We start from the raw sequence: 12,891 nt of genomic DNA on the forward strand, positions 1-12,891 counted from the left end.
AATAACGCGGCAAGTGAGGGACAAATTCGTCGGGAACGAATTTGACCAGCCAACGGCTGGCCTTCGGTGAGAGACGGGATGTCTCTCATTTCATCCCGATGAGCTTACTCAAGTAAGTGATTCGGGTGACAAATCTGCTGGGAGCAGATTTGAACGCTGCTTGCAGCGGCCCTTCAGGGCGAGGCCCACGACGGGCCGAGTATTTGAGCGCAGCCAACGCACATGCAACTCGAAGTATGACGGGTATACTGTGACCAATTCGACATATTCAGTTTTTATACCTTGTAGGTATTGTGTCTTTTTGTGCTGCTGTGCTTATATGAATTGGCGATAGGCTGATGACACATTCAAATACAACGCCCAGCCATCACTAACGCAAATAAACTCAACATAAATAACTCAACATAAATAAATAGGATTCCCGTGACGCACTACTCTTCTTCCACTTCAGCACTACTAAGCACCGCGCATGTTGACGCGGTCGTCGTCGTGCGCGTGGCAGTCGTGGTCGTGGTCGTCGGCAGCGCGCCGTAACGGGTTCCGAATCGAAGATTCTCAAACCCCGCCGGCGCCAGCCGAGCGGGGTTTCTTGTTTTTACCCTCCCCGCTCCGACACCGCACCGGCCCTGATGAAGGATGTAAGCATGCGTTATACAGGCGCTCAGTTAATTGTTCGGCTGCTCGAACAGCAGGGCATCACCACCGTAGCGGGCATTCCCGGCGGCGCGGCTCTGCCGTTATATGATGCACTGGGTCAAAGTAAGACTATCCGTCACGTTCTGGCTCGTCACGAGCAAGGTGCCGGGTTTATGGCGCAAGGCATGGCGCGCGCCAGCGGTCGCGCCGCCGTTTGTATGGCTTCCAGCGGCCCGGGGGCGACCAACCTGCTCACCGCCATTGCCGATGCCAAACTGGATTCGATCCCATTGGTGTGTATCACCGGCCAGGTGCCTTCTGGCATGATCGGCACCGATGCGTTTCAGGAAGTCGATACCTACGGCATCTCTATTCCCGTCACCAAACATAACTATCTGGTTCGCGATATCAACGAACTGCCGCGCGTGATCCCGGAAGCGTTTCGCATCGCGCAGTCGGGTCGTCCCGGCCCGGTGTGGATCGATATTCCAAAAGACATCCAGAACGCGACCATTGAGCTGAGCGAACTGCCGGGCGTCTTTCCTCTCGATACGCCACCCGCCATCCCTCAACAGGAGATCGAGCGAGCAGCAGCCATGATTAACGCAGCTCAGCGTCCGGTTCTCTATCTGGGTGGTGGGATCATTAGCAGCGCCGCGCACGAACAGGCGGTTCAACTGGCGGAACGCTCCAGCCTGCCAACCACCATGACGCTGATGGCGCTGGGTGCCATGCCCGTCGATCATCCCCTGTCGCTCGGCATGCTGGGTATGCACGCCGCACGATCAACCAATCTGATCTTGCAGCAGGCAGATTTGTTAATTGTGCTGGGTGCGCGTTTTGACGATCGTGCGATTGGTAAAGCAGAACAGTTTTGCCCGCAGGCCAGCATCATTCACATCGATATCGATCCCGCCGAGTTGGGCAAGATCCGTCAACCACATGTGGCGATCAACGCGGATGTCGCGCAGGCGCTGGACCAGCTGCTGCCGCATATTACGCCGCAGCAGCGTGACGTCTGGCGTACCACCGTCCGTGGGCTGCAACAGGAATTCCCGTTCAACATGCCGAATGCTGACGATCCCTTAAGCCATTATGGTCTGGTGCAGGCCACGGCGCGGGCGCTGACGGATGATGCGATCATCACCACCGATGTCGGCCAGCATCAGATGTGGGTGGCCCAATCTTATCCGCTGCGTCGTCCGCGCCAGTGGCTGACATCCGGCGGATTTGGCACGATGGGCTTTGGCCTGCCTGCGGCGATTGGCGCTGCGCTGGCCGAGCCGGAACGCACCGTGGTGTGCTTCTCGGGTGATGGCAGCCTGATGATGAACATTCAGGAAATGGCAACTGCGGCAGAAGAAGGGCTCAACGTAAAAATCGTCCTGATGAACAACCAGTCACTCGGTCTGGTTCACCAGCAGCAGGATATGTTTTTCCAGCAGCGCATCTTCGCTGCCGATTACCGTTACAGTACCAATTTCCTCGCGATTGCCGCAGGTTTCGGCTTTGCAACCTGCGATCTGAATGCAGCAGCCGATCCGCAAGCCGCCCTGCAAGAAGCGCTCAATCAGCCGGGTCCTGCGCTGATCCACGTACTGATTGACGCCAATGAAAAAGTGTTACCCATCGTGCCACCGGGCGCAGCGAACATCGATATGATCGGAGATTAATGACTATGTCAACTCAACTAACTTCGTCAACACAACCAACTTCAAATCAGGTCACGCTAGAACTCTCTGTGCGCAACCACCCCGGCGTCATGTCACACGTTTGCGGCCTGTTTGCCCGCCGGGCATTTAACGTGGAAGGCATTCTGTGTATGCCGCTGGCCAATGGTGAAGAAAGCCGCATCTGGCTACTTGTCAAAGATGACCAGCGGCTACCGCAGATGATCAGTCAGGTGGAAAAGCTGGAAGACGTCCTTCAGGTACGTCGTCACGGTGAAGAAATGCGTATTTTCGAGCAGGTCGCCGAGTTTTACTGCTAGCTGGCTTGGCCGGGTTTTTCCCGGCCTGCCCACCCTTACCCGTTTAACACCTGCCACAGCAGATGACGGTAAACCGGCATCAGCGGGTGCTGAATCAGCATGAACAGCGCTGCAACCGCCGCTACGGACACCGCGGGTGCGACCCAGCGCAGACGTCTGAGCGGCATCTTTTTGCTAAACCAGTCACGATGTTTACGCTTATCGTTGCGCCACCAGCGCCAGTTTAGCCAGCCAGCACCCCATACCACAACGGCGGTTATCAGCAGTAGCCACTTGAATCCAGCACTGTTCGTCCCCGCGGGAATATCAATCGCAACGCCGGCCAGAATGCCGGGTAAGAAATAGGCCGGCGGCCACAGCAGGCAGCCAATGATATTCGGCACGGCAAATTTATAAGGCGGTAACCCCAGCATCCCCGCCACCATCGGAATAAGCGGGCGCGTTGGACCAACAAAACGCCCGATCAATATCGTCGGCATCGGGTGTTGATACAGGGCATATTCGGTTTTACTCAACAACGCCTGGTACTTTTTCAGGAAGGACCAGTTATGCAGCGGTGCCTTAAAACGCATGCCAATAAAATAGGAAATCCAGTCTCCTAGCAGGCAACCGATAATCCCGGCCGCCCATGCCGGGTAAAGCCCCATTTGTCCGCTGCCAATCAGCGCTCCCAGCGTTGCCATCATCACCGTTCCCGGCAACAACAACCCCACCAGAGCCAGAGATTCCAGAAAGGCAACCAGCATGACGGCGATCAGTGAATACGCTAGCGATTGGGTAACCAGATGATCCAGCCACGCTTCCATAAAACCTACCCGTATTTTATAAAAACAAGGATTGTCTGGATCATAGCAGAAGCCGTCAACTCCTGATTTTACTCCACCACCCGATTCGGGTTCATGTAAAAATCCAGTACACCGAGTTGCCGTCTGATTCCGTCTCTCAGGCGGCAGTGAGCCCGGCCTGTTAGTACAAAACCTGGCAATATCCTGCTGAAAATATGTAGTGCTATTTATCTATCAGGCATTGAAGCGATCGCCGCCTGCGGGTGCACAAGGCGTGTACGTTTTGATAAATATCAACTATTCCCCTTATCAGAGTACACGCAATATCATTTTCCAATTCAAGCCGTTAGCACCACTTCAGTAACACAGTTTTCTGGTCAATTCTTTTGCACCGACGGGCCTCAACACTTATGATAGCGGTCATTTTTTGCCACGGTGCCACACTGCCACTATGTTTTTTAAACTACTCAACCATTTCGGATTACGACGTCTTATCCTACTCTTGGCAGTGGCGAGCGCATTGGTAACACTGGCAAACAGTTTTTATGCCAGCTATCGCGTTCAGCGAGAGCTCCTGATTGATAATACGCTTGAAGCCAACCGCGTTTACGCCACCAAACTCGCGGCGATGACCCATTCCTTCTTTAAAGAAGCCCAGCAGCAGTTAGCCTACAGCGCCAATATCGTCGCCACCCAGATGGATGATAAGGTCAGCCTGCTTAAAGAAGCCGACCGCCTGCGGCTACAGACCAGCAATTTCAACTCTGTTGTGATTGCAGATGAAAAAGGCATCGTCAGAGCCACGTCACCCGATACGTTCCAATTAATCGGGAGAAGCCTGACCACAGACGGCGCACTCGAAGCCTTAAGAGAAAAACAGCCGCTTATCAGCCAACCCTATGTGTCTGCCGCCAATAACTTCATTGTGCTGATATCTGCGCCGATCTTCACGCGAGATGGCCGTTACAAAGGGTTTATCGGTGGATCGATCTATCTTAAGCAGCCCAGCGTTCTCAATACATTATTGGACAAACATTATTACCGCGACGGTTCTTATATTTATGTCACCGATAAGAACAAAAGAATGCTGTATCACCGCGATATCGAGCGGATTGGCAAAACAGAGACCAACAATCTGGATATCGACGCGCAGCATGAGAATAACGGTAGCCAGCACATGCTGAACTATCTGGGTGAGAAGATGTTAGCGGGCTACGCCGTTGAATCTACTTCACAGTGGCAGATTGTGGCGCTCCGTCCAACCGACATTACGCTGAAACCGCTGGATGGTCTGATGCTAAATGTGCTGCGCCACACGCTCCCTCTGGCGCTTTTGACTATCTTCTGCGTTTGGCTGCTTGCGCGGCTCATCGCTCAGCCGCTGTGGCTGCTGGCACGCAGCGCCAATAAGATGGATGCGACGGATGTCTCCGACGACATCAGAAATATTCACTCCTGGTATTTCGAGGCCTCGCAGCTTAAACAGGCCATGCTGCTGGGTATCGATTTACTTCAGCGCAAAATTGGTAAGTTACGTTCTGAGGCACACTCAGACCCGATGACCGACCTGCTCAATCGCCGTGGGTTGGATAGCGTTCTCCGCTACTGGCAGATGGGACAGAAAAGTTTTGCGGTCATCGCGCTGGATATCGATCGCTTCAAACGCATCAATGACACCTACGGTCACGATGTCGGCGATAACGTTATTCGCTATCTCTCACAGCTGATTCGCACCAGTTCACGCGATTCCGACATCCTGTGCCGCAGCGGCGGTGAAGAGTTTTTGATCTTGCTGCCGGAAACGCATCTCGACGTCGCGATCAGCATTGCTGAACGGCTACGGCAGCGCATGGAAGAATCAACCATTCCTGTCGTGGGCAATATCACCATCTCACTAGGCGTTGCTCTGTGGGAACCGGGCGTCAGCGATATGTCGATCGAACGCACCTTCAAGCTGGCGGATGAGGCCCTGTATCAGGCCAAGCAGGAAGGCCGCAACCGCGTGGTTTCTGCCTCCGGCAACGAGCAGTAATCCAAATCCCTCTTCTCTATCATAGGTGATGTCGCTAGATACTAGACATCACCTGTATAAATAACCATACTTACTCTTACTATCCTTTCTTATCCCGCTCGCTATAAAAGGCCGCTTAGTGACTCAGGTTCGTCAGGGGTTTCTACTGACCCGCCACTGGAATGACACGCCAGCTGGCACGCAGGTTGAATTCTGGCTGGCCACCGATGAAGGCCCGCTGCTGGTACGTCTGCCGCTACAGCAGGCCGTAGCCTTTATTCCCGCTCAGCAGGAAGCCCGCGCAAGAACGCTCTTACAGCAGGAAAAACGCTGGCAGTTAAAACCGCTCGCCATGCAGGATTTCCATCATCAACCGCTGCTGGGGCTGTATTGCCCACAATACCGGCAGTTGATGCGACTGGAGAAACTGCTGCGTGAAGGCGGCGTTCAGGTTTACGAAGCGGATATTCGCCCGACGGAACGCTTTCTGATGGAGCGTTTTATCACGGCACCGGTGTGGTTTAGCGGTACTCCCACGTCGGATAGCCTGCTGACAGATGCCCGCATGAAGCCCAATCCCGACTACCGCCCGACGCTCAGGCTGGTGTCGCTGGATATCGAAACCAACCGCCACGGCGAGCTTTACTGCATCGGGCTGGAAGGCTGCGGGCAGCGTCAGGTTTACATGCTCGGCCCGCCGAACGGCACGCCTGCCGAACACGAGGATTTTACGCTGGAGTACGTCGCCAGCCGCCCACTGCTGCTGGAAAAGCTGAACATCTGGATGCAGCAGCACGATCCCGATGCCATCATTGGCTGGAATCTGGTGCAGTTTGACCTGCGCGTCTTACAGAAGCATGCCGAGCGCTACAACATTCCGCTCAAGCTGGGGCGCAACGGGCAGGCGTTGGAGTGGCGGGAACACGGTTTTAAGCAGGGGCACTTCTTTGCCAGCGCCACTGGCCGTTTGATTATCGATGGCATTGAAGCGCTCAAGTCAGCAACATGGAATTTTGCCTCGTTTAGTCTGGAGTTTGTCGCGCAGTCGCTGCTGGGGGAAGGCAAAGCTATCGACACGCCTTATCAGCGCATGGACGAAATCGACCGCCGCTTTGCCGAAGATAAACCCGCACTCGCGCGCTATAACTTGCAGGACTGCGAGCTGGTCACGCGTATTTTCGACAAAACCGAACTGCTGCCGTTCTTGCTGGAGCGCGCCAGCGTCACTGGTCTGGCGGCTGACCGAAGCGGCGGTTCCGTCGCAGCATTTTCCCACCTTTATTTACCGCGCATGCATCGCATGGGCTACGTCGCTCCGAATCTGGGCGACGTCGCGCTTGAAGCCAGCCCCGGTGGATTTGTGATGGATTCGCGGCCCGGCCTGTATGATTCGGTGCTCGTGCTGGATTACAAGAGCCTCTACCCTTCCATCATCCGCACGTTTCTGATCGACCCGGTCGGGCTGGCGGTGGGAACACAAAATCCAGACGCGCAGCACGCCGTCCCCGGCTTTCGCGGCGCATGGTTCTCCCGCGAACAGCACTGCCTTCCCGCGATTGTTGAGCAAATCTGGCAAGGGCGTGAAGCGGCGAAGCGCACCAGCAACAAACCGCTGTCGCAGGCGTTGAAGATCATCATGAATGCCTTTTACGGCGTGCTGGGTGCCACAGGCTGCCGCTTCTTCGATCCGCGTCTCGCCTCCTCCATCACCCTACGCGGCCATGAGATCATGCGCAAAACGCGCGAGCTGATCGAGGAACAAGGCTATCAGGTCATTTATGGCGATACCGACTCCACGTTCGTCTGGCTGAAACACGCGCATAGTGAAGAAGAAGCGACAACGATTGGCAACGCGCTGGTGCAGCACGTTAATCAATGGTGGACACAGCACCTGCAAGACACTTTGCAGTTGACCAGCGCGCTGGAATTGGAGTTTGAAACGCACTTCCGCCGCTTTCTGATGCCCACCATTCGCGGTGCCGAGCAAGGCAGCAAAAAGCGCTACGCCGGGCTAATCGACACGCCACAAGGCGAAAAGATGGTATTCAAAGGGCTGGAAACCGTGCGGACCGACTGGACACCGCTGGCGCAACAGTTTCAACAGCAGCTCTATCTGCTGATTTTTCAGCAACAGCCGTATCAGGAGTGGCTACGGGATTATGTCGATCGCACCCTAAACGGGGAATTCGACGATCTGCTGATCTATCGCAAACGGCTACGCCGCCGACTTGATGACTACCAGCGCAACGTGCCCCCCCACGCCAGAGCCGCAAAAATTGCCGATGACTATAACCGCCAGCAAGGGCGACCGCTGCAATATCAAAACGGCGGCTGGATCAGTTATGTAATGACCGTCAACGGCCCCGAACCGCTGGAAACCCGGCATTCACCGCTGGATTATCAGCATTATGTCGAACGCCAGCTCCAGCCGGTCGCCGACGCCATTCTTCCTTTCCTGCATGATGATTTTTCTACACTGGTTACAGGCCAGATGGGTCTGTTTTAAATGACGCGTATTCATGTTTTTTAACGAAAGCGGTTAATTCGCGGTACAGCAAGTTTGAGGGGTGACGAACGCACCGTCATCCATTACCATAACGCCCTTTCTGAATTTGCATCAGCAGCATTATCGGCGCCCGATAATGTAATCAGACATTCCCCCGACACAGACGAAAATCGAGCTAAGAATTTATGCCTTTTACACTTGGTCAGCGCTGGATCAGCGATACGGAAAGCGAACTTGGACTGGGAACGGTTGTTGCCGTCGATACGCGTATGATAACGCTGCTTTTCCCTGCCAGCGGTGAAAACCGACTTTATTCCCGCAGCGACGCCCCCATCACCCGCGTGATGTTCAACCCCGGCGACACCGTCACCAGCCATGAAGGCTGGCAGCTCAAAGTCGATGACGTGCGAGAAGAAAAAGGGTTACTGGTGTATTGCGGCCAACGTCTGGATGATGAAACGCCGGCGGAACTGCGTGAAGTCTTTCTGGACAGCAAACTGACGTTCAATAAACCGCAAGATCGTCTGTTCGCCGGACAGATCGATCGTATGGATCGCTTTGCCCTGCGCTACCGCGCCCGCAAGCACCAGAACGAGCAGGCGCTACAGCAACAGGTCGGTTTACGCGGCATGCGTGCCAGCCTCATCCCGCATCAGCTTCATATCGCTTACGAAGTCGGTCAACGTCATGCGCCACGCGTTTTGCTGGCGGACGAAGTCGGTCTGGGGAAAACCATTGAAGCCGGTATGATCATCCACCAGCAGTTGCTGGCGGGCCGCGCCAGTCGCGTGCTGATTATCGTACCGGAAACCCTGCAACATCAGTGGCTGGTCGAAATGCTGCGCCGCTTTAACCTGCTGTTCTCGCTGTTTGACGACGAGCGCTATGCCGAAGCCAAGCTGGACAGCAGCAACCCGTTTGAAACTGAACAGCTCGTTATCTGCTCACTGGGATTTGTGCAGCGCAGCGCCCAGCGCTTTGCGCAGCTCGTCAACGCCGATTGGGATCTGCTGGTGGTGGATGAAGCCCACCATCTGGTCTGGAACGAAGAAAGTCCGAGCCCGGAATATCAGGCCATTGAAACACTGGCACGCGCCACGCCGGCCGTTCTGTTGTTAACCGCGACGCCGGAACAGCTTGGTCAGCAGAGCCACTTTGCACGTTTACGCCTGCTCGATCCCAACCGCTTCCACGACTATCAGGAGTTCGTCGCCGAACAGCAGCAATACCGCCCGGTCGCCGATGCCGTCACGTTGCTGTTAGCGGGCGAAAAAGCCCAGACGGCTGAACTGAATGCACTGAGCGATCTGCTGGGCGAACAGGACATCGAGCCGCTGCTGAAAGCCATCAACAGCGACAGCGATGACAATCAAAAGGCGCGTCAGGAACTGATCGCCATGCTGATGGATCGTCACGGCACCAGCCGCGTGTTGTTCCGTAACACGCGTCAGGGAGTTAAAGGTTTCCCACAGCGTATCCTGCATCAAATCCGCCTGCCGCTGCCGTCGCAGTATCAAACGGCGATTAAAGTGTCCGGGATTATGAACGCGAATAAGACGCTGGAAGTACGCGCCCGCGACATGCTGTACCCGGAACAAATTTATCAACAGCTCGAAGGGGACGATGCCACCTGGTGGAACTTCGACCCGCGCGTGGAATGGTTACTGAACTACCTGACCGCGCACCGCGATGAGAAAGTGCTGGTGATCTGTGCGCAGGCCGCCACGGCGCTACAGCTGGAGCAAGTGCTGCGCACGCGTGAAGCGATCCGCGCCGCCGTCTTCCATGAAGGGCTGTCAATTCTGGAACGTGACCGCGCCGCCGCCTATTTTGCTTCCGAAGAAGAAGGCGCACAGGTGCTGATCTGTTCAGAGATCGGCTCCGAAGGCCGTAACTTCCAGTTCGCCAGCCACTTAGTGATGTTCGATCTGCCGTTCAACCCCGATCTGCTGGAACAGCGCATCGGCCGTCTGGACCGTATCGGGCAGGCAAAAGAAATTCAGATTCTGGTGCCGTATCTGGAAAATACTGCCCAAGCTATGCTGGTACGTTGGTATCACGAAGGGTTGGATGCGTTTGAGCACACCTGCCCGACAGGCCGCACCATCTATGATGCGCACCATGCGCAGCTGATCGAGCGACTGACAACCGTCGGTGAACAACAGGGATTGGATGAGTTTATTCATACCTGCCGCCAACAGCACGACAGCCTGAAACAGCAGCTTGAACAAGGCCGCGATCGTCTTCTGGAAATGCATTCTAACGGTGGCGAGCAGGCGCAGCAGTTGGCGCAGGCCATTGCCGAACAGGATAATGACGTCAATCTGGTGACATTCGCGCTGAACCTGTTTGATATTGTTGGCATCAATCAGGAAGATCGCAGTGATAATCTGATCATCCTGACGCCATCCGATCATATGCTGGTGCCGGATTTCCCAGGCCTGCCGCAGGACGGCTGCACGATCACTTTCGATCGCGATCAGGCACTTTCCCGCGAGGATGCGCAGTTTATCAGTTGGGAGCACCCGCTCATCCGTAACGGGCTCGATCTGGTGCTGTCCGGCGATACCGGAAGCTGTGCGGTGTCGCTGCTGAAAAATAAAGCCCTGCCGGTCGGCACGCTGCTGGCGGAGCTGGTTTACGTTGTCGAAGCACAAGCGCCTAAGCACCTGCAACTGACTCGTTTCCTGCCACCAACACCGGTTCGCCTGCTCATGGATCGTAAAGGGACCAATCTGGCGGCACAGGTTGAGTTTGAGAGCTTCAACCGCCAGCTCAACGCGGTAAACCGTCATACGTCCAGCAAGCTGGTGAATGCGGTACAGGCCGATGTTCACGCCATGCTGCAACAGGCGGAAGCATTAGTCGAAACGCAGGCACGCCAGCTCATTACCGAAGCTCAGGAGCAGGCTGACCTGCAATTGCGCCGCGAGCTGGAACGTCTGGAAGCGCTGAAAGCCGTCAACCCTAACATTCGTGAAGATGAGCTGACTGCACTGGAAAACCAGCGTGAGCAGGTGCTGAGCAATCTCCATGAGGCCAACTGGCGTCTGGATGCTATTCGTCTGGTTGTGGTGACACACCAGTAAACGTTTCTGACAGCGGTATAGGCATAAACCTCATACCGCTGTTATAAAGACACGCTGTTTGCAAAATCGAGATACACGGGCATACCACAGGGCGAGGTCTCCCTACGGGAACCTCATCCCCGTGTTCTCCCTAATATCACACATTATATGTTGTCTGAAGGTGCTCCGATGGAACCCTATAATCCGCCTACCGATCCCTGGTTGCATATTCTTTATCAGGATCAGCACATCATGGTGGTGAATAAACCCAGCGGTCTGCTGTCGGTTCCCGGCCGTGCGCCAGAACACAAAGACAGCGTCATGAGCCGCATTCAGGCTGACTACCCAACGGCAGAATCCGTTCATCGTCTGGATATGGCGACCAGCGGCGTCATTGCCGTCGCACTCACAAAAGCCGCCGAGCGTGAATTAAAGCGCCAGTTTCGCGAGCGCGAACCGAAGAAATCCTACCTTGCCCGCGTCTGGGGGCATATGGCGCAGGATGAAGGCGTCATCGATCTTCCGCTTATCTGCGATTGGCCGAACCGCCCAAAACAGAAAGTCTGTTTTGAAACAGGTAAAGCAGCACAGACGGAATATCAGGTACTCTCACGTGACGATGACGGTACGACGCGCGTCAAGCTGATGCCGATTACCGGCCGATCCCACCAACTGCGCGTCCATCTGCTCGCGCTGGGCCACCCTATCCTCGGCGATGGCTTTTATGCACATCCTGATGCTAAAGCGATGGCGCCCCGCCTGTTACTGCACGCACAAGAACTGGCTATCACGCACCCGGCTTTTAATACCCCGATGCACTTTCGTTGCGAAGCGGATTTCTGAGGCAAACGCGCCGACGGTATTTGCAAATCGAATTTGGTAGAGCGGTAAAACGGGGAAGTAAAAAGAAGGGGGAAGGTGCGGATTATTTTGTCTGATTCGCGCTTTTCAACAGTTCATAGGCTGCCTGAATATCCTGCGCTTTACGCTTGGCCATCTCCATCATCCTCGGCGAAAGTTTCTTGGCGACCAACTTATCAGGATGATGCTCGCTCATAAGTTTACGGTAGGCGCGCTTAATCGTTGCGGCATCATCGCTGCTACGCACACCCAGCGTACGACAGGCGCTTTCGACCGTTGGCCCACGCGGCGGTGATGCCGGACGCTGACCGCCATAAGAGTGGCCGTTGGAATAGCCATTATTACGACGCTGATGCGATTTACCGTTCTGTCGTGACTGATTCTGCCGGGACTGTTGCCCCGAGGTACCTTCCATATTTCGCAGGAAGAACTCAAACTGCTCGCGCGTCACGCCCAGTTCATCAGCAATCACGTACAACACGCGTCGCTCATTCGGGTGCAAAACACCATCAACAAACGCGACCTGAAGCTGGATTTCCAGAAACATCTTAATTAAATCAAAGCGTCCCAGACAGGCATCACGCAGCTTGCGTAATTTTATGCGCAGAGGGAAATGACCGGCCTTTCCTTCGCGGAAAGCCCGCTGAGCCGCGGTTCTGGCTTCGCCAAATAGCTCAAGGCGATCCATCATTTTGGTCGCAATCTTGATATCGGCTTCCGTCACCCGACCTTTGGATTTGGTCAGGTGTCCCATGGCTTGAAAGGTCGTGAGAAAGAACAATGACTGGCGGGTAGACTGAGCCGAAAAATAATCACGGCGACGCGATGCCCGGGCTTTGTCAATCCAATGCCCCATCAGTAAGCCCATGATCATTCCCCAGATGCCAGCGCTTGAGACGATTCCCAACGCTAACCCCAGCAACTTTCCCCAATACCGCATATACTCCTCAAATCCTCATGCCGTCAGCCAAAAATTGCTTTATCATACCTGTCATTTATCTTTGCACCTAACGGCGGTGCGTATAGGCGGTGGG

The 12,891-nt window shown here is 55.0% G+C and carries 8 protein-coding genes; 6 read left to right on the top strand and 2 right to left on the bottom strand.

The features are described from left to right. The first annotated feature begins 644 nt into the window (after positions 1-644). Both ilvB and ilvN read left to right on the top strand, forming a co-directional pair. Positions 645-2,309, top strand: a complete 1,665-nt coding sequence (ilvB, locus tag R9X49_RS16365) for an acetolactate synthase large subunit (RefSeq protein ID WP_319849392.1) — start codon at positions 645-647, stop codon at positions 2,307-2,309. 5 nt (positions 2,310-2,314) lie between these two features. Then, the gene (gene ilvN, locus R9X49_RS16370; RefSeq protein ID WP_039517747.1) at positions 2,315-2,626 is read left to right on the top strand and encodes an acetolactate synthase small subunit; all 312 of its coding nucleotides are present in this window, start codon (positions 2,315-2,317) and stop codon (positions 2,624-2,626) included. A gap of 35 nt (positions 2,627-2,661) precedes the next feature. On the opposite strand, the gene R9X49_RS16375 is transcribed toward ilvN, so the two are convergent. After that, positions 2,662-3,432, bottom strand: a complete 771-nt coding sequence (locus R9X49_RS16375) for a DedA family protein (protein ID WP_319849395.1) — start codon at positions 3,430-3,432, stop codon at positions 2,662-2,664. A 430-nt stretch (positions 3,433-3,862) separates the two neighbouring features. On the opposite strand from R9X49_RS16375, the gene R9X49_RS16380 reads away from it, so the two are divergent. From R9X49_RS16380 to rluA, 4 genes are all read left to right on the top strand, one after another. Further along, the gene (locus tag R9X49_RS16380; protein ID WP_319849397.1) at positions 3,863-5,443 is read left to right on the top strand and encodes a sensor domain-containing diguanylate cyclase; all 1,581 of its coding nucleotides are present in this window, start codon (positions 3,863-3,865) and stop codon (positions 5,441-5,443) included. A gap of 118 nt (positions 5,444-5,561) precedes the next feature. After that, complete coding sequence (locus R9X49_RS16385) at positions 5,562-7,928, top strand: DNA polymerase II (RefSeq protein WP_319849398.1); 2,367 nt, start codon at positions 5,562-5,564, stop codon at positions 7,926-7,928. A gap of 185 nt (positions 7,929-8,113) precedes the next feature. Continuing rightward, the gene (gene rapA, locus R9X49_RS16390; RefSeq protein WP_319849399.1) at positions 8,114-11,017 is read left to right on the top strand and encodes an RNA polymerase-associated protein RapA; all 2,904 of its coding nucleotides are present in this window, start codon (positions 8,114-8,116) and stop codon (positions 11,015-11,017) included. Between the two features lie 168 nt (positions 11,018-11,185). Beyond that, entirely contained in the window at positions 11,186-11,839 is a 654-nt protein-coding gene (gene rluA / locus R9X49_RS16395; protein WP_225085812.1) for a bifunctional tRNA pseudouridine(32) synthase/23S rRNA pseudouridine(746) synthase RluA, read from the top strand. Positions 11,840-11,921: 82 nt separating this feature from the next. On the opposite strand, the gene djlA is transcribed toward rluA, so the two are convergent. Beyond that, a complete protein-coding gene (gene djlA / locus R9X49_RS16400; protein ID WP_319849402.1) occupies positions 11,922-12,797 on the bottom strand; it encodes a co-chaperone DjlA in 876 nt (291 codons plus the stop codon). Between the last annotated feature and the right edge of the window lie 94 nt (positions 12,798-12,891).

Source organism: Pectobacterium carotovorum (genome assembly GCF_033898505.1).
Taxonomy (GTDB): domain Bacteria; phylum Pseudomonadota; class Gammaproteobacteria; order Enterobacterales; family Enterobacteriaceae; genus Pectobacterium; species Pectobacterium carotovorum_J.

What these genes read in the sequence shown, in the direction of transcription:
- ilvB (WP_319849392.1), top strand. Translation starts at nt 645, where the DNA reads ATGCGTTATACAGGCGCTCAGTTAATTGTTCGGCTGCTCGAACAGCAG.
- ilvN (WP_039517747.1), top strand. Translation starts at nt 2,315, where the DNA reads ATGTCAACTCAACTAACTTCGTCAACACAACCAACTTCAAATCAGGTC.
- R9X49_RS16375 (WP_319849395.1), bottom strand. Translation starts at nt 3,432, where the DNA reads ATGGAAGCGTGGCTGGATCATCTGGTTACCCAATCGCTAGCGTATTCA.
- R9X49_RS16380 (WP_319849397.1), top strand. Translation starts at nt 3,863, where the DNA reads ATGTTTTTTAAACTACTCAACCATTTCGGATTACGACGTCTTATCCTA.
- rapA (WP_319849399.1), top strand. Translation starts at nt 8,114, where the DNA reads ATGCCTTTTACACTTGGTCAGCGCTGGATCAGCGATACGGAAAGCGAA.
- rluA (WP_225085812.1), top strand. Translation starts at nt 11,186, where the DNA reads ATGGAACCCTATAATCCGCCTACCGATCCCTGGTTGCATATTCTTTAT.
- djlA (WP_319849402.1), bottom strand. Translation starts at nt 12,797, where the DNA reads ATGCGGTATTGGGGAAAGTTGCTGGGGTTAGCGTTGGGAATCGTCTCA.